The organism is Capnocytophaga sputigena (genome assembly GCF_900446695.1).
Taxonomy (GTDB): Bacteria; Bacteroidota; Bacteroidia; order Flavobacteriales; family Flavobacteriaceae; genus Capnocytophaga; species Capnocytophaga sputigena.
In genome coordinates this window covers 237,643-259,553 of sequence record NZ_UAVP01000003.1, presented here as the reverse complement: position 1 = coordinate 259,553, position 21,911 = coordinate 237,643, and the positions used below count along the sequence as shown (strand labels likewise).

Below are 21,911 nucleotides of genomic sequence, written 5' to 3'. Positions count from 1 at the left end.
AACAATGGCTGATTTTATTAAATTATACAACGAAAATCCCAACGAAAAGGAGATTGCTAAGGTAGTGGAAGTGCTTCGCCACGGCGGACTCATTATCTATCCTACTGATACCGTTTACGGTTTGGGCTGTGATATTACCAATACCAAAGCCCTTGAGAAAATTGCTCGCATCAAAGGAGTAAAACTCGAAAAAGCAAACTTTTCATTTGTATGCTCCGATTTAAAAAATCTATCTGACTATGTAAAACAGATAGATACGAGCACTTTCAAACTGTTGAAACGCGCTTTACCAGGTCCTTATACCTTTATAATGCAAGGAAATAACAATCTTCCTAAGGATTTTAAAAAGAAGAAAACCGTAGGGATACGTGTCCCCGATAACACTATTGCGCGTACTATTGTAGAAAAGTTAGGTAACCCTATAGTCTCTACCTCTATCTACGACGATGATGATGTGATTGAGTACACCACCGACCCGGAGCTTATCTTCGAGAAATGGCAAAACCGTGTAGATATCGTTATTGATGGTGGTTATGGCGACAATGTAGCCTCCACTGTCATAGACCTCTCAGGCAATGCACCTGTTGTGCTGCGGGAAGGCAAAGGAGATGTTGATATTATTTACTAAACAAAAAATCCAGTATAGTAACTCACTATACTGGATTTTTTGTTATTATCTTGATCAAACTAAGCGTAGAACAATTGTGTAAGCACTGAGTTAGCAAGGATAATCACTATACTTGTCCATACAAATGAAACCGTACTAGCTTTTCCAACATCTAAAGCGCCTCCCTTCATATAATAACCGTGATAGGACGGAATAGTAGCCAAGAAAAATGCAAAAACTATTGTTTTAGTGAAGGCATACACCATACTATAAGGTTTGAAGTCGTATTGCACTCCTTGTACAAATTCGGCAGAGGTGGTATAGCCACTCATCACCGCAGAAGCCCAACCTCCTAATACCCCTAAGTACATACCTAAGGCGATGAGGAAAGGCATTAACATTAGGGCTACTATTTTGGGGAATATCAAATAATTCACCGAGTTTACCCCCATAATATCAAGGGCGTCAATCTGTTCGGTTACGCGCATTGTACCTATGCTGGAAGTGATAAACGAACCGATTTTCCCTGCTAAAATTACTGCTGTAAAGGTAGGCGCAAACTCCAATACAATAGATTGGCGAGTAGCAAAACCTATGAGGTATTTAGGTATAAATGGATTGTCGATATTCAAAGCAGTTTGTACAGCTACTACCCCTCCCACGAAGAAAGAGATAAAAGCTACGATACCTATAGATCCAAAGATGAGGTCGTCTATCTCACGCAATATGAGGTCTTTAGTAATCGACCAGCGGGTGCGTTTGCGAAAGACATCATAAAGCATTATAAAATAGCCTCCTACGGCTGCAATGTGTTTCATACGTTGTTTAAATAGCGTTTAATTAGTGTTTAAAGTGTCGTATTCCTGTGAATACCATTCCCATTTGGTGAGCATCACAGTAGTCGATACTGGCTTGATCTTTAATAGAGCCACCAGGTTGTATTACTGAGCGAATACCTTCGTTGTGAGCTATTTCCACGCAATCGGGGAAGGGGAAGAAGGCATCACTTGCCATTACGGCATTGTTGAGATCAAATTTGAATTCTTTAGCCTTTTCGATAGCTTGTTTGAGCGCATCAACACGGCTGGTTTGTCCTGTACCGCTGGCGATGAGCTGTTTGTTTTTAACTAATACAATGGTATTCGATTTGGTGTTTTTACATATTTTAGAAGCGAAGAAAAGGTCGTCGAGCACTTCAGCTGAAGGTTTAACAGCAGTTACATATTGTACATCGGCTATGCTATCGGTTTTGAGGTCTTTTTCCTGCACCAAATAGCCATTGAGACACGAACGCACACTTGTTGTAGGCATTTTGGCTTTCTTCTGTACTAAAATAATACGATTTTTCTTCTGTTCGAGTATTTTTAGAGCTTCATCGCTATAAGAAGGTGCAATGATTACCTCAAAGAACAGTGAGTGAATGGTTTCTGCAGTAGCCGAATCGATTTTTGTATTAGAAATAAGAATGCCTCCAAAAGCTGAAACAGGGTCGCCTGCGAGCGCATCTTTATAGGCTTCGTGTATCGTTTTGCGAGTTGCTACGCCACAAGCATTGTTGTGTTTTAGTATAGCAAAAGTAGGATCATCGCCTACAAATTCAGCCATTAGATTTACAGCAGCATCTACATCTAACAAGTTATTATACGAGAGCTCTTTGCCGTGTAATTTATCGAAAAGGGTATCGAAATTACCGTAAAATTCTCCTTTTTGGTGAGGGTTTTCGCCATAGCGCAACACTTGTCCGTGGCACTCGTTGATAGCTAAAGTAGGAATTTCTTCGGTTTGGTTGAAGTAGTTGAAGATAGCAGTATCGTAGTGAGACGATACGCGGAAGGCTTTAGCAGCAAAGTGGCGGCGCTGTTCTAAAGTAGTGCTGCCGTGTTGTTCGTCTAAAATCTGCAAAAGGTCATTGTATTCATCAACTGAGGCTACACAAAGCACATCTTTATAGTTTTTAGCAGCAGCGCGGATGAGCGAAATACCACCTATATCAATTTTTTCAATAATCTCTTGTTCATTAGCACCGCTTGCCACTGTTTTTTCAAAAGGATATAAATCTACAATCACTATATCAATTTGAGGGATAGCGTATTGTTTCATTTCTTCAGTATCCTGCACATTGTCCTGACGGTTGAGGATGCCTCCAAAAATTTTAGGGTGAAGTGTTTTCACACGTCCTCCAAAAATAGAGGGATAATCAGTAATACTTTCCACAGGAATTACCTCTACGCCTAATTTTTTGATAAAATCTTCAGTACCCCCAGTAGAGTAGATGGTAATGCCTAAAGTTTTCATTCTGTGAATGATAGGTTCTAATCCTGTCTTGTCAAAAACAGATATTAAAGCAGATTTTGCTTGTTTTGTAGTGCTCATTTGAAAAAAAAGTTTTATTTTTGGCTACAAAAATAGTACTTTTTACCAATACAAAGCAAACAAAAGAGATTAAAATTTGTTAATGAGCCAATTTGCTAATTAACAAATTAGCAAATTGGCAAATTCTAAAATCAATCCTATATCCTATGAAAAAAGCAGTTTTATACGCTCCTATTCCTCTATTGAAAGACAAGACATTTAGAAATTAATGTAAAAAATACGATATGTTCATTTATCTACAACTATTAAAAGAGAGTTTTAACTTTGCTATCAAGTCACTGCGCGACAACAAGCTCCGCACTTTCCTATCGCTATTAGGTGTAACGGTGGGTATCTTTTCTATTATCTCGGTGTTAGCAGCGGTTGATTCACTCAATAGGAGCATTCAGGAGAGTCTTTCGGGTTTGGATAAGAATATGATTAACCTTTCTAAATATTCTTTTGCCCCCTCGTCTGTGCCTCAATGGCAACGCCTCAGCTTTCCACAAGTTACTTATCAGGAATACGAATTTCTCAAACGTGAATTACCTAATACCGAAGCAGTGGTGTACGAGTTATTCGGTCTCAATTCGGCGGTGAAGTACGGCGGTAAAACTATTCCCTCAATGTCTGTGCAGGCTACCTCAGCAGGGGTGGAACAGATTAGCGACATTCGTATGGGCAAAGGGCGTTTTTACAACGATGCGGAAGCCAATGCAGGAACGGCAGTAACGATATTAGGCTATGAAGCTGCCGAACAACTCTTTGGAGAAGAAGATCCTCTTGATAAAGAAATACGCGTATTTGGCAGGCGACTCACGGTTATTGGGGTACTAAAAAAATACGGAGAATTAGGGGGAGGTCCTGATAATAATGCCTATGTAACAGCTAATTTCGTCCGCAGTTTTATGAATACAGGTCCGCAAGGGATGCCCAGTGGGGTCGTACTCAAACCTAAAAAAGGAGTGGATATGGCAGAATATGAAGCCGTATTGCGCCAGAAATTTCGTACTTATCGCGGACTCAAACCTGAGGATATCGATAATTTTTTCCTCAACAAAATCTCATCGTTTACTGATATGATAGACGAAACTATTGGAATGATGAATGTAGTAGGCTGGATTATTGGGGGCTTTTCTATTTTGGTAGGTGGCTTTGGGATTGCCAACATTATGTTTGTGAGTGTGAAAGAACGCACAAACCTCATCGGGGTACAAAAGTCGTTAGGCGCTAAAAATCAGTTTATTTTGTTTCAGTTTTTGTTTGAAGCAGTACTTTTGGCGATTATCGGCGGACTTTTTGGGTTGCTATTCGTATGGTTGCTCACCTTTGTAATCCCGAGTAGTGAAGAAGGTTTTACTTTTATACTATCGTTTAAAAATGTAGCCATAGGTTTGAGTATCTCGTTTGTGGTGGGCTTGCTTTCGGGCATCATTCCTGCTTCGTCAGCAGCACGACTCAATCCTGTAGAAGCCATTCGCACGGGGTCATAGTACAGTCGTGGCACGATGAGCATTTTGTATTACAAATTTTGATTACTAAAAAATCTAAAAATGAAAACACTCTTAATCGCTTTATTTTCCATCACCTATCTCTCAGCTCAAGAGTTTATAGGCAAGGATTGGGATATTGATAATTTTTTAGGAGAATTCCCCGATGTAACGGATGTTTATTTTCTAAAAAAACCACGCCAGAAAAATCCTTGTGTAGCTGATAATACGATTCTATTTCGCCCTGATAGTACTTTTTTTCCACCTTGTATAATAGATAAAGATCATTATGATGGTCAATACCAAATGGTGGGAGAAAACTATCTGAAGGTAGCTATTGGCAGTTACTACATTCATAAAGTATCTAATGATGAATTTTATCTTATCAAAAGTACAGGAAACCTCATTACCGATAAACAAAAGGCTAAAAATGCAGAGGCTTTAGCACGCTTTATGAAAATATATAGCCGAAATGGTAAATCGCCCAATCCTTCTTTCCAACTGAAAAGTGATGTACCTAAGGACGAGCGCATTGGAAAACTTGTACGCAAACTCTTTCACCTTATCTCTTACGAAATCCTCAAAGGATACCCAAATGATTTTAGTACTCTTTACCTTGTCAAAGACTTGAAAACCAATACCTATTACTACCTGCGAGAGGAATATTATAAAGATAAAGTAACAGTTTATTACTTTACTGAAAAAGACTTAAAACAACGTGCTAAAGAACAGAAAAAACAACAATAATACAATGAAATATCTATTTTTGCTATTCTTTTTGCCATTTTACACTTTTTCGCAATCTAAGGGAGAAACTTATTACACTTATGTTATTAGAGACAAAAAAGAGCAAAGGAAAGTGATCAATAGCCCTCACCAACTAGTGTTAAAGCAAGATACCTTATGTATTGTAGAACCATTAATATTGGATCGAACTTATTGTTATCCTTATGTAAAAGAAGGGAAGAAAATACGCTTGCTTAACAACGACAATAAATCTCAACCAGATAAAGTAGTAGGGATAAAGCTACATAACAACGAACTTGTAGCGCTCTTTCTCGATCACCCTATTGAAGTTGTCTCCAAAGATGAATTGCGACTAACGGGGGAAGACCGACCTTATTATTCCGAGAGTGCTATCAAAGCAGTATTTGGCAACGACTATCCCCGAATATGGAGCTTGTTTTATTTGAATGGCAAGTTACTCAGTGAAGATAATGAGGAAATAAAAAATCTATTAGAAAAATATGATAAAGGCAAATTCGAAGCCTACTATTCAGAAGGTGCTAAAGCTATAAAAAAATACGGACTCAAAGGTATTTGGGGAGTATTTGAAATTAATTGTAAAACAAAGAAGAAAAAACAATGATGAAAACACTTTTTATAATACTCAATTTTCTCTGTATAGGAATGGTTTCCGCCCAAGACCTTATAGGTGCTAAATGGGAGATTAACAACATATTAGGAGATAATGTTAATAAGGAAGATTTTTATATCCTTACAAAACCTGAAGACCCTAAATGGAGTTATGGGGATCACCTACAGTTATCTACCGATGGAAATTTTAAATCGTGGTATTCAGCCCCGTGTGGGAATGATTGTTTTACCACCTCTTATGGTACTTATAAAAAAATCAGTGAGGAATATATTAGTTTCCACATTCAAAAAGTAGAACATTGGGGTGATTGTCGTGATGAAGGGGAGGTAAAAAAGAATAAGACTAACACTTATTATGTGTATATGTGTATAAAAAATCAGAAAGTGAAATTTATCTTCTCAAAACTACAGGCGACCATTCAAAAGATTTACAAAAAGTTACTTATGCAAAAGTATTAGCCGATTACTTTAAGATAATCCTTAACAAAAACTATAATAGTTTTGGAAATATAACACTGCCTTCCAAGCTGACTTGGCAACAACGCGCTAATAACTACGCATCGCAATACTTAAAACTCACGAACTATGAAATATGTATTACAGGGAGTAATGATTTTTTTATTTCAGTTCATTTAGTAAAAGATTTAGATAAAAACGCCTACTATTACATAGTAGAACGCCCTCTAAAAGAAGGTTATGGCTTATTTCATTATACTGAAGATCAAGTAAAAGAATTTAGAGATTACTATGAAAAACACTATGGTAAGAGAAAATGAGTCGCTATACTTTGGTAAAGTTTCACACTTTGCCAAAGTTATTGCTCTAAAAATCAATTACTTTTAGAGTATGTTATGTATGGGCGTTTTGCAAACGCCCATACAGATAGAACTTTTTTGGACGAACTGAAAAATAAATTGTAAAACAAAAGAAAAACAGAAAAATGAACACAATAAATATAAATGATTATATCCTAACAGATGAAACTAACGCAAATAAAGGTAGTATTTGGTTACATAATTTGCCAAATGACGAAACTTTGTTTGATGTTATTGATAAATTACGAGAAGTTTATAAGGAAGAAACTTTAGTTTTTACAGAAGAGATTAAAATTATAGAAAAAACTATTGATAAAGAGGTTAATTTTTCAAATTGTATCTTTCAAGAAGATGTGGATTTTTCAAGTTGTATTTTTCTCAGAAAGTCTTTATTTTCATATATTAAAAACAATCAAGGAGAAATAATTACTAATGCTTCTATATTTGAAAAGAGGGTAAACTTTTCTAAGGTTATTTTTAAAGAATCTGTTAATTTTTCAGGTACGAAGTTTAGTACTAAAATAGAAATAGATGATAATTCTAAGATTATAGTTAATTTTGGAGGAGTAAAGTTTGAGGAGAATACACGTTTCCATTATTGTGAATTTTGTAATAATGTAACCTTTAAAAATACTACCTTTAATAAATTAGTAGATTTTTATTATGCTAAATTTTTTAAACCACAACAGTTCCATTTAACAGACTTCTTTGATAGAGCAATATTTTCTAATACTATTTTTCATCAAGAAACTCAATTTATTTATTGTCGAACAAAAAGTGATTCATATATAGGATTTGAAAGTGCTGAGTTTAAAAGAGGATTAGATATTTCTCGTTCTAATTTTAATTGTAATCTTAATTTTTGGAATATTACAATAGAAAAAAAAGGAGAAGAATATATTTTTAAGAATATTGATGATATAAAATATAAAAATGACTTTAAAGTTCATGACGAGGCTCCTTCTGTTTATAAACAACTTCGTGAGACTTATCGCATTATTAAAGATAATTTCTACAAACAAAATAATAAAATTGAAGGAGGTAAGTTTTACAAAAGAGAATTGGAAATTTATGAAATAAGTATTGGTAAAGATAAAAATAAGGATAAAGAAAATGGTAGTTTATCTTTTTTGCTTAAAACTTTTAATATTTATAGGAATATCACAAGTATTATTATGTGGTTAATAAGTACTTCTTTTCTTTTAATAGTATCATTAAGCTCTATTTTTCCATTTAAAATTATAGATTCAAATGTTACTACAATATTGAATGAAAATCCATTAATATTAATTTTGCTTCTTCTTATATATACGGTACTTGCCTATTCTTATTATGGAAGTGATAAAATCATATTAATAGCAAATAAAATATCTAATGATTTTGGAACTAATTGGGTAAAAGGGGTTCTTTTTACTGTATGTATAACAATATTAACGTATATGACTTTATCTTTTTCAATGTTAGGACTTGAAGGTTTCACTATTATATCCTCTATTTACATAGCTATAGTTTCTTTTTTTATTTCTATTGATTTAATGGCTAAAAGAAAGATATATTTTATAGGAACTATTCTTTCTATAATAGTCCTTGTTTTCTATACATGTAGCATAGGAAAATATTTTAACTTTAGAATATCTATAAAGAATGTAAATGATTTCATAGGAGATTTTATTAATATACATACTTTCATTAGTTGGAAAGATTTAAAAATAAATCATAAAGAAGTAACAGGTATATCTTTACTTATTCTTTTCATAGGTCGTATATTTATAGGTTACGGCTATTACCAAACCATTCAAGCCTTTAGAAAATTTGGTAAATCGTAACTTATTCTCTATCTTTGTCGCAACATTTGTTAATTATTTAATTTAAAACAATATTTTAATGGAAACATTCACTTCACCAATTGGACTTATCGTTATTTTGGCGGTTGTCCTCTTCGTTACTATCTCATCGCTCGTGGCGCGCTACAAACGCTGTCCGTCCGACAAAATTCTCGTAATCTACGGTAAAACCGGTGGTTCATCTGCCAAGTGTATCCATGGGGGTGGTGCCTTTGTATGGCCTGTAATTCAGGATTATGCCTATTTAGATTTGCGTCCGCTTTCTATTGAGGCAAACCTTACCAATGCGCTGAGCCGTCAGAATATTCGCGTAGATGTACCTTGTCGTTTTACGATTGCGATTTCTACCGAACACGAGAATATGAATGCAGCTGCCGAACGCCTCTTAGGGCTCTCACCTGAGCAAATTCAAGAGTTGGCTAAAGATATTCTTTTTGGTCAGTTGCGTTTGGTTATCGCTACTATGACTATTGAGGAAATCAATTCCGACCGCGATAAGTTCCTCGAAAACATCTCTAAAAACGTAGATAGTGAGCTCAAAAAAATAGGTTTAAAACTCATCAACGTAAACGTAACCGATATCAAAGACGAGTCGGGTTATATTGAAGCTCTTGGTAAAGAAGCGGCTGCCAAAGCTATCAACGAGGCAAAAATCAGTGTGGCTGAACAAGAGAAAATAGGGGAAACTGGTAAAGCCCTTGCCGACCGTGAGAAAGATACCCAAATAGCCGAAACACACCGCGATAGAGATGTGAAAATCGCTATCACTCAAAAAGATAAAGAGATTAGCATCGCCGAGGCTAAGAAAGATGAAACTGTAGGGATTGCCGAAGCTAAGAAGTTTGAGTCTATTGGTAAAGCAGAAGCCGACCGTGATAGTCGTATCAAAATTTCAGAAGCCAATGCCTTGGCTATCAAAGGGGAAAACGAGGCTAAAATCGCTATTGCCAACTCCGAAGCGCTACGTCGTGAAAAAGAAGCAGAATCGTTGCGTATTGCTATTTCGGCTGAAAAAGTACAACAAGCTAAAGCTTTAGAAGAAGCCTATTCAGCTGAAGAAAAAGCTGAAACTGCTCGTTCTGAACGCGAACGTGCTACCCAAGTGGCAAATATCATTGTCCCTGCTGAAATTGACAAACAACGCGCTATTATCGAGGCACAAGCCGAAGCTGAACGCCTTCGTGAGAAAGCTAAAGGGGAAGCCGATGCTATTTACGCTAAAATGGAAGCTGAAGCAAAAGGTCTCTTCCAAATCCTTACCAAACAAGCTGAAGGTTATAAAGATGTGGTTAGTGCAGCAGGGGGCGACCCTACCAAGGCATTCCAATTGCTCCTTATTGAGAAGTTGCCTGAACTCGTTAAAACCCAAGTGGAAGCTGTTAAGAATATCAAAATCGATAAGATTACAGTATGGGATTCTGGCAAAGGTGAAGATGGCAATAACTCTACTGCCAATTTCGTATCGGGGATGATGAAAACTGTCCCACCTCTCAACGACCTCTTTAATATGGCAGGATTGAATCTCCCTACTTATTTGGCTAAAGAAGGGAAACAAATTACGAATGACGAGGGACGAATTGCGAATGACGAGAAACAAAAAACGAATAATGCGTAGATGAAACAGTTTATTACCTATATTTTATTGTTTAGTTCAGCTTTTGTGTTAGCGCAAAAAGCGCAGTTCGCTAATGCTAAACTCGATGCAGCTACAGTATATTTCAATTCAGCTGAACTTACTCATTATTTTAGTGCGAACCTTAACAAGGGTACGAATGAAATTGTAGTGAAAAACGTTGCTAATAGACTGAATGAGAATATGCTTCGCATTGTAGCTCCTAAAAATGTAACGGTACTTTCGGCTCAATTTACCACTCAGTATACTACTGATGGTGACAACCTTTTGCCTAAATCGAAACAAGTGAAAGATAGTATCGACTTGCTGACTTCTCAAATCGATAAACTCAGCAACCAAATTGCTGCTGAAAAACAGGTGGTAGAGCTTATCAAAGAAAACAAATCGGTGTTAGGAGGTGGTACGGGACTCAATGTAGCTGAGTACGCTAAGTTTCTCGACTATTCTAAAGATAAAATGACCACTTCTCTCGACAAAATAGATACGATGACTGATAAGCAAAACAAATTGCGTAGCCTTCGTTACAATTTGGAACAACGTCTTAAAGGAGAAGTTACTAAAGAAGAAACGCTTTCTGATGGCAAATTGGTGTTGCAAGTGATGACTGATGCAGCTGTTAAAGCCGATTTCAGTGTGAGTTATATAACCCCCAATGCGTCGTGGGTGCCTTTTTACGATCTGCGTGCTGACAATATCTCTCAACCTATCAATTTGGTGTATAAGGCGCAAGTGCGACAAAACACTGGGGTAGATTGGAAACATATCAAACTGAGTCTTTCTAGTGGTAACCCTAATCAGAATAATCAGTTTACGCTACTAAAAGCGTGGTATCTCTATTTTGGCAGGCGATATGATGACGACTATGACTACGTGAGAGCTAATGTCTATCGTTCAGGAGCAGTAAAAAAAGAAGCAATGGTAGAACAGATACAAGAAGAAGCTACTATTTCCAATTATACAAATCTAAACGAAAATCAACTCAATACTTCATTTGAGATTACTACGCCTTATGATATACTCTCTAACAACAAAGAGCATAGTGTATCACTCAAAGAGCTTAAAATTAAAGCTAAATATGAGTATTACACTGCACCACGCATAGATAATGGAGTGTATTTGGTAGCTTCGGTTGATGATTATTCGCAGTATAACCTGCTTACAGGTCAGGCAAATGTGATTTTTGAAGATATGTATGTAGGCAAAACATTGATAGACCCTAATCAAACCTCAGAGAGTATGCAACTCACTGTGGGCAATGATAAGAAGATAAGTGTAAAACGCGAAAAAATAGCTGACAAATCGGCAACTAAGTTTATTTCCAGCTATAAAGAGCAGACTTTTACTTACGAAATTACCGTTAAGAACAATAAAAAAGAGGCTATAGACCTGAAACTAAAAGATCAATATCCACTTACCTCTGATGATAAGATACAAATAGAACTTTTAGAAACCTCAAAAGCTGAAGTGAATAAGGAAACGGGTATACTCACTTGGGATACCAACCTCAAAGCAGGTGAAACTAAAAAATTCCGCATTAGTTATAAGGTAAAATACCCTAAAAATGAAGTAATCGGAAATTTGTAATGACGAATGACGAAATACAAATTACGAAAAAAGCAGTTGGATAAAATAAGTATCCAACTGCTTTTTAGTTATTAGGACTTTTCACTTTTTACTAAAAAAGTCCTTCTACTGACCAGTAGCGTTCTCCTGTGTCGTAATTTACAGTGAGGATACGCGCTTTGGGGTCTCTTTTGAGTACTTTAGCAACGGCAGCTAAAGCAGCACCAGTAGAGATACCTCCTAAAATACCTTCTTCTTTAGCCAATCGGCGAGCGTAATCAAAGGCTTCTTCTTTAGAGATAGGGATAACTTCATCTACTACAGCAGGGTTATAGTTATCGGGTATGAAGCCAGTGCCCAATCCTTGCAGGGCGTGAGGACCTGGAGCACCACCACTCAACACTGCCGATTGATCGGGTTCTACAGCTACAGTTTTGAGGTTAGGGAAGTGTTGTTTAAGCACTTTTGATACCCCAGAGATATGTCCGCCAGTACCTACTCCCGTTACGAAATAGTCAAAACCTTCGGGGAAAGATTTTAGTATTTCCTGAGCAGTTGTTTTTTCGTGTACATCAGGATTAGCAGGATTTTTAAACTGTTGAGGTACCCAATAGTTAGGTTTGTCTTCGGCTATTTCCAAAGCTTTAGCGACAGCTCCGCCCGTACCTTTTTCTTTAGGCGTGAGTACTACTTCGGCACCATAAGTAGCTACCAACTTGCGGCGTTCAATACTCATTGATTCAGGCATTACCACGATGAGTTTATAGCCCTTTACAGCCGCTACTAATGCCAAGCCCACTCCCGTGTTGCCAGAGGTAGGCTCTACAATCACACTATCTTTTTTGAGGATGCCTTTAGCTTCGGCATCTTCAACCATAGCGAGCGCAATACGGTCTTTGATACTACCGCCAGGGTTCAAGCGCTCTAATTTGATAAATACGTTGGCATCATTGCCAAACAATCTGTTGATTTTCACCTCGGGAGTATGCCCGATGACTTCTAAAACATTTTTGTACGCCATTATATAAATTATTTATTAGTTACTTGTTTAGGAATCAGATAACAAAATTAATCGGTTCTTCATATACTTCGTTGTCCTTTACAATAATCTGACTTTTGTGGAAAACCTTAGTAAAAGGTTCGATGCTATTGGTGAGCCATACATTCCCGCCGATGATACTATCGTGTCCTATTACGGTTTCGCCACCTAAAATAGTAGCACCAGAGTATATCACCACATTATCCTGAATGGTAGGGTGGCGCTTGGTATGAGCCTTATCTACTGATACCGATAGAGCTCCCAAAGTAACCCCTTGATATACTTTTACATAGTTGCCTATTACTGTAGTTTCTCCAATTACAATACCTGTACCGTGGTCAATCATAAAAGGGACTCCGATGCTTGCCCCTGGGTGAATGTCGATACCCGTTTTGCTATGAGCGTATTCAGTGAGCATACGCGGCAAGAGAGGTACTTTGCGCAACCACAATTCGTGAGCAATGCGATATACCATAATAGCAAAGAAGCCAGGGTAGGTGATTTGTACTTCTCTGATAGAAGTTGCAGCAGGGTCGCTATCAATAAAATACTGAGCATCTTCTCGCAATTGCTGATAGATATTAGGCAAAATACAATCGTAATAATCAGTTGTTTTTGCTTTTTGAGATTCGTTTTGTAGAAAATCGTCTACAATATTGATAAAGTCCCAACGCAATTCTTCATAGCGGGCTTCTATACTCACTTTTGATAAGCAGGTGCGTTCGTCAATAAGAAATAAGAACTGAAAAAGGTCGTTTACAAAGCGTGTAATACGCTGTTTGCTTACGTGGTGTTTGATGTTTCTACTTTCGCGATAGAGTTCATTAATAAGACTCTCAGTACAATTTATTTTTGTCATCGTTATAAAAAAATACCCCCACTACCTTTATAAAGCAGTGGGGGTTGTTATTTCGTTTGTTAAAATATAGTAACTGACATATCTTTAAGAAATAACGAGCCTTGCACTGCTCAAATTGAGTGTGCAACACATCGTCATTATGTTTAAAGTGTACAATGTCATATAATATTGTTCTATTTGATGGGGCAAAGTTAAGAATATTTTTCTAACTACCAAATAAAAAGTGAAAAATTATTTCATTTTTTTATTTTTCAGCAGAAAGAATTGCGTCCAAACGGCTTAGTGTTTCTTCTTTACCTATAACCTCTATAATATCAAATATGTGAGGACCTTTGAGTTCACCCACTAATGCCAAGCGCAATGGAGGCATTACTTGACCAAAGCCTAAACCCTTTGTTTCCATATATTGCTTTACCGCCTCTTCTAAGGCAATTGAAGTAAAATTAGCCGTATTTTGGAGTACTTCAGCTACTTCTTTCACAATGGTAGGAGTTTGTTCTTTCCATTGTTTTTTAATTGCCTTTTCGTCGTATTGGGTAGGTGCTTCAAAGAAGAATTTGCTGAGTTCCCAGAAATCACTTACAAAGGAAGCGCGTTCTTTGATGAGTCCAACTACTTTTTCTACGGTAGCAATTGGAGCAGTTACACCTCTTTCGGTAAGGTCTTTTTGGAAAAGGGTAGCCAATTCACCATTGGGTTTCATTTGCAAATATTGGTGGTTGAACCATTTGATTTTCTCAGGGTCGAAGCGAGCCCCAGCCTTGTGTACTTTTTCTAAATCAAATAGTTGAATGAGTTGTTCCATTGAAAAAATCTCCTCATCATTCCCTGGATTCCACCCTAAAAGTGCTAAAAAGTTGATAAGAGCTTCAGGAAAATAACCTTCTCCACTAAATCCTTTTAGCGTTTCGCCATTCTCTGTCCAATCCATTGGGAAGACAGGAAAACCGAGTTTGATACCATCGCGTTTGCTGAGTTTGCCATTACCTACAGGTTTGAGGATAAGAGGCAAATGAGCAAAAGCGGGAGCTTGCCAACCAAAAGCACGGTAGAGCATTAGGTGCAAAGCCATAGAAGGCAACCATTCTTCACCGCGTATTACGTGAGTAATTTCCATAAGGTGGTCGTCTACGATGTTTGCTAAGTGGTAAGTAGGCATTCCGTCACTTTTGAAGAGCACTTTGTCGTCTAAGGTACTCGTATCAATAGTTACTTCCCCGCGAATCATATCGTTCATTTTCAACTGTTCGTTGTGGGGCATTTTGAATCGAATTACATATTCATCACCGCGTTGTAGGCGTTGTTGTACTTCTTCAGCACTCAGCGATAGAGAGTTTTGCAAAGTATCGCGTGTTGCCCAATTGTATATAAAGGTTTCCCCTTTGGCTTCAGCCTCTTTGCGCGCAATATCGAGTGCCTCAGCAGTATCAAAAGCGTAATACGCCCAACCATTCTCAATAAGAGCATCGGCATATTGTTTGTAGAGCGGCTTGCGTTCACTTTGGCGGTAGGGAGCGTGTTTGCCCTCTTTGCCTACTCCCTCGTCGTAAGTAAGCCCTAACCAGTTCAGTGAGTTGATGATGTACTGCTCAGCGCCTGGTACATAGCGATTTTGGTCGGTATCTTCAATGCGAAGTAAGAAGTCGCCACCGTGTTTTTTGGCGAATAAATAATTGAATAAGGCGGTACGTACGCCTCCGATATGCAATGCTCCTGTAGGACTTGGAGCAAATCTAACTCTAACCATTTATTTTTATAATAATTTTAAATCTTTAATCACTTTAAAAGCAATATCCACGTGGTATTCGGGGATTACGATAGTAAATTCATTGGCGGTGGAAATCACCTCGTTCATACTCACACCTTCCCACGCTAAGCGTTGGAAGATAAAATAATAAATACCTGGTACTGATATATTTTCTTCAGGTAATTTCACACTGATAGCCCCTAAATTAGGAAACTTGTGCAATAAGCGTTCTTTCTTGAAAATATCTTCCACAATACTCTCCATTGTACTACTTACAATGAGATTTGTTTCATTTACCCCACGAGTAGCAGCATAGAACACATCTTTGTTGTTTTGAATCTTTTGAAGCAATTCAGCCTGATTGTTCATAAAAGTATCCGATAGTAAGAAAGTATAGTCAATAAGGTTTGATCGCACGATAATATCGCCTATATTTTTTAATACTTTAACGATACGATGCGTAGAACGGAACTCCATATCTACCGATAATCGTTTGAGAGCCATTACTATAGCCCCATTACGGACTTCGCGTGTGGTAGTTTCGCTTTGTATATCTTTGCGAATCACCCTTGCGAGCGACGTGAGGTTGATAATCCCTTGAGAGAGGGCAGTTTGCAAAAAAGGTTTTGATTTGATGTATTGTTCAACGGCTGAGGCTACTGTTTTCATTTTGCTGAGGTTTAAAATTGTTACAAAAGTACTAAAAAAAATAATTCTATAACAATATAGGGTAAAAAATTATATTTATTTAACATTTTTAGAATGGGTAAAAAGCATCTTCAATATAATTGATAGTAAACTCAACATTGTTTTTTACAATAGAAATGATATCAAATTGAACCTCTAAATCTAAATCGGTTTTTTCCAGATAGTAGTTGGTTGCTCTTACTAAAAGGTCGATTTTTTGTTGGTTCACAAACGATTCGGGTTCGCCATAAGCACTTGAATTACGCGTTTTTACCTCTACAATATGCAAAATATTGTCCTTTCGAGAAATTATATCAATCTCGGCGTGACCGAATCTAAAATTGCGTTCTAAAATAGTATGACCATTTTCTATAAGGAAGTTTACAGCATCTTGCTCGCCTTCTTTTCCAAAATCATTATGTGCTGCCATAGTTTAGGTGTTAAGTTTCAGGTATTAGGGTTTAGGTGAGGCAAAAGTAGAAAATAATTGTGAAATACGAATAACGAATGACGAATTTTTACTAATTTGCTAATCAGAAAGTTGGCTAATTGACTAATTATTGTTATTTTTGCCCCATTGTTAATCATTAATAATTAATAGTTTAGTTATGAATTATATGGCACCGCAGTGGATTGCGTTCCCTGCTTATACTGAATTTACGATAGGCTGGCGTATGGGCGCTGGCGAAGATTATAAATCCAAGTTTTGGGACTGGTATGAGTCCCTTACCCCAGCACAACAAAAAGAGTACCAAGCACTTTTTCCGTATCCTTGTTTTTGGCATTACAACAGATGGGAAGAGGATGACCAAGATATAGATGACGAGGAGGATTATTACTACGAAGGAATTCCGGTTTGGCAACCCAAAGGTGCTTATAAGTATTCTAAAGCGACCTTTATCCATTCGGCAAAGAAGCTCAAGTTTGTTTTCTTTTGGAAGCCCAATGCAGAGGTAGTAGATGAATCTTGTTTTTCACAATGGCAACCCTCACCTTTTTCTGTAGATGGTGATAAATATTATTGTGCTGAGCAGTATATGATGGCAGAAAAAGCGCGTTTGTTTGGAGATGAAGAGGTAGAGGAAGAAATAATGAACACCTCCGACCCTAAACTGATGAAAGCCTTGGGAAGAAAAGTGCGCAACTTTGACCCTCAGGTGTGGGACAAAGCCAAATACAGCATCGTACTGAATGGGAATTACTACAAATTCACTCAGAGTAAGGAAATGATGGACTTTTTGCTCTCTACCGGTGATAAAATATTAGTAGAGGCGAGTCCGATGGATACTATTTGGGGGATAGGCTTAGGCAAAGACAATGAGAAAGCACATAATATCGCTTCGTGGCGTGGCAAGAACCTTTTGGGATTTGCCCTGATGGAAGTGAGAGATGAGATTAGAAAACTTTATAAAAACGTACATTTGCTGAAAAAATAGAAATGAATACAGCAGAAAAATACGCTAAAGAAATTCTACAAGGCATATTAGAAAAGATAGGAAGTGAAATAAAAACTCCTTATCAGTATCGCTACCTTGTGGAAGGCTATGCTAACTATATTTTAATTGAGCAAGATGAAAATCGTGATAATACTATCCTCTTTTATACTTCACTTAAAAAGTATAGTACCCCTGAGGAAGTAGTAATCTCTAATTTCTCTACACTTTCTAAAAAAGAGAAGGAAGCTATAGCCCATACTTTGCAAGAGAAAATTACTAAGATGTTCTTTACAGAAGCTTTTTTTGGAAAGTTTCGGTACAAAATATCTGTAAATATTGAATTTGAAGATTACACACTACAGTTCAAACTGGTACACGAAGCACGCAAAGCAGAGCTTAAGAATCGTTTTGATACTTTTATGGAAGAGGTAATCAACCACCCCAGTAGAGAAATGGAGGATGGAGAGATAGTTAGCTTTTTAGATAAGTTATTTGATACAGAGCTCAATGGCTATACAGCGAGCCAAATCATAGCTATTGCTGAAAAAACATTAAAACTTTATGCTGGTAAAAAAGATTGGCTAAAAGAAAGTGCAAGATGGCTTACTTTTAAGGCTAAATATTGGAAGTATGAAGTTTTCTATCCATTGTACTATGATGAAAAAGGATCTCAATGGAATACTAAATATACACTCAAAGAAGGTATCACCCCTGAAAAAATTGATACTGATAAGCTAACCCTCTATATACAACAAGCCCTTTGGAAAATCAAATACAAACAATACAGTTGGGATGTAAAGTCTGCTCAAGAAGATTTAGAACGAGCAGCCAATGAACTGGGGTCGGAGAAAGCTAAGCAATATCTTAAAAAAGGTACGGGCGAGCTACCCGATGACCTTATTCACTACAAAGATAGCCAATTGGAAGCTGATGCCAATGATGTATTTGCTACTATTAGCCTTAAAATCAAGCAAGAGACTGCTGAGGCTTATGGTAAGGCATTAGACTTTATCATTGCGCTGTTTAAAGCAGGATTCCACCATAGTTATCAAATCAAGCTGAGTTCTAAAGCTCCTAAACAGTTTTTGGATATAAAAGGTCTTGTAAAATCAAGCACTCATCGCTTTTTTGCACAGGCATTGCAATATGAGACCTTGCATCCTAAATTAGAGGAATATGCGAAGGTAGCGATAAAAGAGCTTGAATGGTATACCGATACGGAATATATTGAAAATAGTTGTGCAACAGGAAGTTATGCTATATTTTGCTTAGGACTCACCAGCAAGAAGTATTTTCCTTTGGTTGAGCAATACTTTAAGCTAGTAGATGATGAGGACCAGATGATGATACACATAAATTTTGTGAATGCGCTGATAAAAAGGCATGGGTTTAGCGTAGAGACCTTGCCTACGATATATGAGGGAGTGATTTCTTCACAAGATGATGTGATATTCAAGTCGCTTACAGAGGCGATGAAAAATCCTGAAAACAAAGCACTCCTCAACGACTTTTTGAAAGACAAAGAGGATTACTACCAAGAGGCGATGTATTATGCCGTATATGGCAAAAATTGGGAGAAGAAAAAATGAAACCTACATTTGAACTTAAGACCCCTCCTTGGATTAAGTTTCCAGAGCTTTCAGAGTTTACCATAGGCTGGCGTATGGGCTATGGTGAAGCCTATGCTTATGATTTTTGGAAATGGTATAGGGCACTTACCCCTGCACAACAGCAAGAGTATCAAGAGCTATATCCTCGTCCTTGCTTTTGGCATTTAAATACTTGGAAGCCAAGAGTTACGATAGAAGAATTAAGTTCTGGGAAGAATGATTACTATTATGGGGATAATCGTATTCCCTTTTGGCAGGCTAAAGGAACCTACAGATACTCTCTGACATTTTTTTTAAACTCAGCAAAAGAACTCAATTTTCTATTCTTTTGGAAGCCCAATGCAGAGGTAGTAGATGAATCTTGTTTTTCGCAATGGCAACCCTCACCTTTTTCTGTAGATGGTGATAAATATTATTGTGCTGAGCAGTATATGATGGCTGAAAAAGCGCGTTTGTTTGGTGATGAAGAGGTGGAGGAAGAAATAATGAACACCTCCGACCCTAAACTGATGAAAGCCTTGGGAAGAAAAGTGCGCAACTTTGACCCTCAGGTGTGGGACAGAGCCAAATACAGCATTGTACTGAATGGAAATTACTACAAATTCACTCAGAATAAGGAAATGATGGACTTTTTGCTCTCTACTGGTGATAAAATATTAGTAGAAGCAAGTCCGATGGATACCATTTGGGGGATAGGCTTGGGGAAAGACAATGAGAAAGCACATAACATCGCTTCGTGGCGTGGCAAGAACCTCTTGGGTTTTGCGCTAATGGAAGTAAGGGATGAAATTAGAAAGGTATATCAGAATGTAGATTTGTTAAAATAAAAGAAATGAATAGACTCAAAATCAATGTAGTTACACTAAAAGAAGATGAATACCTTATTCGCGATAGTATTCGTTTTGAAAATTGTAGTTATCTACAACTTTTCATTGACGATGAGGATATAACTACTTATCCTGATTTTGAAGATATACTGATAGTCCCCACTGAATTATACAAAAGTAGCTTACAAAGTGGTGAATATCTATTATTTACTTGTGCTTGTGGTGTTGCAGACGATGGAGGATGGGCAACAATTAAGGTAACACATTCAGAAGCTATTGTTCAATGGGATTTTTTGAGGGACAAACCTTATTGTTTTAAGTTTTCTAAAGAAAATTACTTAAAAGAGGTTCAAATTATCAATAAAGAAGACTATAGTTTCATTCCTAAAGAGATTATTTTTCCTGAAATTTAGTCTTTAATATGAGTTTAATAAGAAAATGTGTTCTTTTTAGGTTTAACTTTGCCAAAGTCTAAAAACTTTGGCAAAGTGTAGCGATACAAATACGATTTTGAGACTTTTTAAATAGCCTTTCTGTGATATAGAAATAATAAGTTTGAAGTAGAATATAGCTAAAAATAATATTAAAATGAATGAACGATACGAAAACATTAAGAAAATGAACGATATCCTCTTGCGATTGGAGGGTATTCTTAGCAAAGCTGAAACTCTTTTAGAAGAATGGAAAGCCATACAACCCGAGTATGAGGCTTTGGAGGCGTATTACGACAGCCCTCAATGGCGTGAAGACTATTTCGATAGCAACGATGGCAAAATTCCAGACGAGGTACCACAATGGGTACTTACTCAAGATGCTATTTTTGATGCCATAGGCACTCAATTCGACCTTGCTGACGGTTTCCAACCGCTATTGGACAGCATCAATGCTAGAAAGTGGAATGAGTAATTTCAAAAGTTAAAAATAAGAATGAAAAAACTACTTATCTATCTTGTTGTTATTATTTTCTGTTTGCCCAATATTTTCATTCTTTATAAGACTTTTAATGTGTTAGACAACCTTGATTCCCTACCTAAAAAAACAGGTTGGGTAAAGGGATATGAGTACTGGGGAATGGGGAAAAAGAAAAATTTAAATATTTATTTGGCTTCAGAACAGGAGGTAAAACAAATGAAAGAGCCTAGCAGAGAGGGTGATGCGGACATTAGTTTAAGGTTAAAGAAGTTCAACTTTGTAGACATCCCTGAAATAAAGTTTAGAGATAAAATTACCTATTACGAGTTAGAAGATGATTTTGTCTATAAGACAAGTCTTTCTGATAGGCCTAAACTCATAGGTGTTGCTACAGAAGGGAAGCCCGTAAGTTACCACCACCTCTTTGTGGAAATTATGGAGTTTTATGAAACTTTTGTCAACTATGCTGTGTTTTTGTTAAATGTGCTTGTGATAAACTATTATGAAAGAATTTTTAAAACAGAAAAAGGATTTCTATTGATGTTCATTCCTCCTTTATTTTATGGCATTATCTTTATTGTTTGTCGTATAATTCTTCCTTTTTTTTAGTTAAAATTGATATATTAAGATGTTACAAGATCGTATTGAGCAAAAGCGAATAGAACTTGCTCAAAAAGCACAAATAATTTCTTATAAAGCTAATCCTTACTGTGAAGTATTAGGATTGGTAAATGCCGAAACGCTAATATCTTTTTATGATTTTGTACGAGAGGCTATACGATATGAGAACAATACCCCTTATAACGATAGGTTGTCGTTGAATGAAGAACTAACTTCAGTTAAAAAGAAAGAATGGATGCTCTCTAAAATACAATCTATTACTACAGTAGGGGATGTAATTATACTTCCATTCCACGATTTTGGTATAAGATTGTGCTTAACTGAAGTGTCTTCATTTTTCCTTAACGAGATAGCGCAATGTGAAACTGAATTTGTAGGTTGGGATATAGGTTATAGCAACGAAACTAAAGGGTGTTATCAGTATTTTTCAGATGAAGAATATTACCTATTTGAGTATGAAAAGTATACTCGTCATTTGTAATTCGTTATTCG

General features: G+C 36.8%; 23 protein-coding genes. 16 read left to right on the top strand and 7 right to left on the bottom strand.

Annotated features, from left to right (window positions below; translation table 11 throughout):
• The first annotated feature begins 4 nt into the window (after window positions 1-4).
• The gene (locus DR017_RS01410; protein ID WP_040361957.1) at window positions 5-628 is read left to right on the top strand and encodes an L-threonylcarbamoyladenylate synthase; all 624 of its coding nucleotides are present in this window, start codon (window positions 5-7) and stop codon (window positions 626-628) included.
• Between the two features lie 59 nt (window positions 629-687).
• On the opposite strand, the gene DR017_RS01405 is transcribed toward DR017_RS01410, so the two are convergent.
• Both DR017_RS01405 and purH read right to left on the bottom strand, forming a co-directional pair.
• Window positions 688-1,425: an MlaE family ABC transporter permease gene (locus DR017_RS01405; RefSeq protein WP_040361783.1), complete on the bottom strand. Its 738-nt coding sequence runs from the start codon at window positions 1,423-1,425 to the stop codon at window positions 688-690.
• A 22-nt stretch (window positions 1,426-1,447) separates the two neighbouring features.
• Window positions 1,448-2,980 (bottom strand): bifunctional phosphoribosylaminoimidazolecarboxamide formyltransferase/IMP cyclohydrolase, encoded by a 1,533-nt coding sequence (gene purH / locus DR017_RS01400; RefSeq protein WP_002681510.1) that lies wholly within the window; start codon window positions 2,978-2,980, stop codon window positions 1,448-1,450.
• Between the two features lie 224 nt (window positions 2,981-3,204).
• Here purH and DR017_RS01395 point away from each other — a divergent pair, with 224 nt between their 5' ends.
• From DR017_RS01395 to DR017_RS01360, 8 genes are all read left to right on the top strand, one after another.
• Window positions 3,205-4,452, top strand: coding sequence for an ABC transporter permease (locus tag DR017_RS01395; protein WP_002681509.1), 1,248 nt, complete (start codon window positions 3,205-3,207; stop codon window positions 4,450-4,452).
• A gap of 60 nt (window positions 4,453-4,512) precedes the next feature.
• Complete coding sequence (locus tag DR017_RS01390) at window positions 4,513-5,196, top strand: hypothetical protein (RefSeq protein WP_002681504.1); 684 nt, start codon at window positions 4,513-4,515, stop codon at window positions 5,194-5,196.
• A 4-nt stretch (window positions 5,197-5,200) separates the two neighbouring features.
• Window positions 5,201-5,818 carry a hypothetical protein gene (locus tag DR017_RS01385; RefSeq protein ID WP_002681546.1) on the top strand — a complete coding sequence of 206 codons (618 nt, stop codon included), beginning with the start codon at window positions 5,201-5,203 and terminating at the stop codon, window positions 5,816-5,818.
• Window positions 5,815-6,285 carry a hypothetical protein gene (locus DR017_RS01380; RefSeq protein WP_050772812.1) on the top strand — a complete coding sequence of 157 codons (471 nt, stop codon included), beginning with the start codon at window positions 5,815-5,817 and terminating at the stop codon, window positions 6,283-6,285. Before DR017_RS01385 ends, DR017_RS01380 begins: the two co-directional genes overlap by 4 nt.
• Window positions 6,192-6,602: a hypothetical protein gene (locus DR017_RS01375; RefSeq protein WP_002681528.1), complete on the top strand. Its 411-nt coding sequence runs from the start codon at window positions 6,192-6,194 to the stop codon at window positions 6,600-6,602. Before DR017_RS01380 ends, DR017_RS01375 begins: the two co-directional genes overlap by 94 nt.
• A gap of 164 nt (window positions 6,603-6,766) precedes the next feature.
• Complete coding sequence (locus tag DR017_RS01370; protein ID WP_002681506.1) at window positions 6,767-8,467, top strand: pentapeptide repeat-containing protein; 1,701 nt, start codon at window positions 6,767-6,769, stop codon at window positions 8,465-8,467.
• 58 nt (window positions 8,468-8,525) lie between these two features.
• Window positions 8,526-10,100 carry a flotillin family protein gene (locus DR017_RS01365; protein ID WP_040361778.1) on the top strand — a complete coding sequence of 525 codons (1,575 nt, stop codon included), beginning with the start codon at window positions 8,526-8,528 and terminating at the stop codon, window positions 10,098-10,100.
• Window positions 10,101-11,702, top strand: coding sequence for a DUF4139 domain-containing protein (locus tag DR017_RS01360; RefSeq protein ID WP_002681518.1), 1,602 nt, complete (start codon window positions 10,101-10,103; stop codon window positions 11,700-11,702).
• Window positions 11,703-11,793: 91 nt separating this feature from the next.
• On the opposite strand, the gene cysK is transcribed toward DR017_RS01360, so the two are convergent.
• The 5 genes from cysK to DR017_RS01335 form a co-directional block, all read right to left on the bottom strand.
• On the bottom strand, window positions 11,794-12,702 hold the full coding sequence (gene cysK / locus DR017_RS01355) for a cysteine synthase A (protein WP_002681520.1): 909 nt from the start codon (window positions 12,700-12,702) through the stop codon (window positions 11,794-11,796).
• 34 nt (window positions 12,703-12,736) lie between these two features.
• Complete coding sequence (locus tag DR017_RS01350) at window positions 12,737-13,579, bottom strand: serine O-acetyltransferase (RefSeq protein ID WP_002681521.1); 843 nt, start codon at window positions 13,577-13,579, stop codon at window positions 12,737-12,739.
• Between the two features lie 244 nt (window positions 13,580-13,823).
• The gene (gene gltX / locus DR017_RS01345; RefSeq protein ID WP_002681508.1) at window positions 13,824-15,326 is read right to left on the bottom strand and encodes a glutamate--tRNA ligase; all 1,503 of its coding nucleotides are present in this window, start codon (window positions 15,324-15,326) and stop codon (window positions 13,824-13,826) included.
• 6 nt (window positions 15,327-15,332) lie between these two features.
• A complete protein-coding gene (locus tag DR017_RS01340) occupies window positions 15,333-15,995 on the bottom strand; it encodes a hypothetical protein (RefSeq protein WP_002681505.1) in 663 nt (220 codons plus the stop codon).
• An 88-nt stretch (window positions 15,996-16,083) separates the two neighbouring features.
• A complete protein-coding gene (locus DR017_RS01335) occupies window positions 16,084-16,443 on the bottom strand; it encodes a YraN family protein (RefSeq protein ID WP_002681532.1) in 360 nt (119 codons plus the stop codon).
• A gap of 178 nt (window positions 16,444-16,621) precedes the next feature.
• Here DR017_RS01335 and ybiA (DR017_RS01330) point away from each other — a divergent pair, with 178 nt between their 5' ends.
• From ybiA (DR017_RS01330) to DR017_RS01300, 7 genes are all read left to right on the top strand, one after another.
• Window positions 16,622-17,449, top strand: a complete 828-nt coding sequence (ybiA, locus tag DR017_RS01330; protein ID WP_002681500.1) for a riboflavin biosynthesis intermediates N-glycosidase — start codon at window positions 16,622-16,624, stop codon at window positions 17,447-17,449.
• Between the two features lie 2 nt (window positions 17,450-17,451).
• Window positions 17,452-19,038 carry a DUF6138 family protein gene (locus tag DR017_RS01325; protein WP_002681543.1) on the top strand — a complete coding sequence of 529 codons (1,587 nt, stop codon included), beginning with the start codon at window positions 17,452-17,454 and terminating at the stop codon, window positions 19,036-19,038.
• Complete coding sequence (ybiA, locus tag DR017_RS01320; RefSeq protein ID WP_002681537.1) at window positions 19,035-19,886, top strand: riboflavin biosynthesis intermediates N-glycosidase; 852 nt, start codon at window positions 19,035-19,037, stop codon at window positions 19,884-19,886. Before DR017_RS01325 ends, ybiA (DR017_RS01320) begins: the two co-directional genes overlap by 4 nt.
• A 5-nt stretch (window positions 19,887-19,891) precedes the next feature.
• Window positions 19,892-20,299, top strand: coding sequence for a hypothetical protein (locus DR017_RS01315; RefSeq protein WP_002681545.1), 408 nt, complete (start codon window positions 19,892-19,894; stop codon window positions 20,297-20,299).
• Between the two features lie 175 nt (window positions 20,300-20,474).
• Window positions 20,475-20,792, top strand: coding sequence for a DUF4298 domain-containing protein (locus DR017_RS01310; protein ID WP_002681542.1), 318 nt, complete (start codon window positions 20,475-20,477; stop codon window positions 20,790-20,792).
• A 21-nt stretch (window positions 20,793-20,813) separates the two neighbouring features.
• Window positions 20,814-21,407, top strand: a complete 594-nt coding sequence (locus DR017_RS01305) for a hypothetical protein (RefSeq protein WP_002681539.1) — start codon at window positions 20,814-20,816, stop codon at window positions 21,405-21,407.
• 19 nt (window positions 21,408-21,426) lie between these two features.
• Window positions 21,427-21,900: a hypothetical protein gene (locus DR017_RS01300; RefSeq protein WP_002681552.1), complete on the top strand. Its 474-nt coding sequence runs from the start codon at window positions 21,427-21,429 to the stop codon at window positions 21,898-21,900.
• Window positions 21,901-21,911 lie beyond the last annotated feature (11 nt).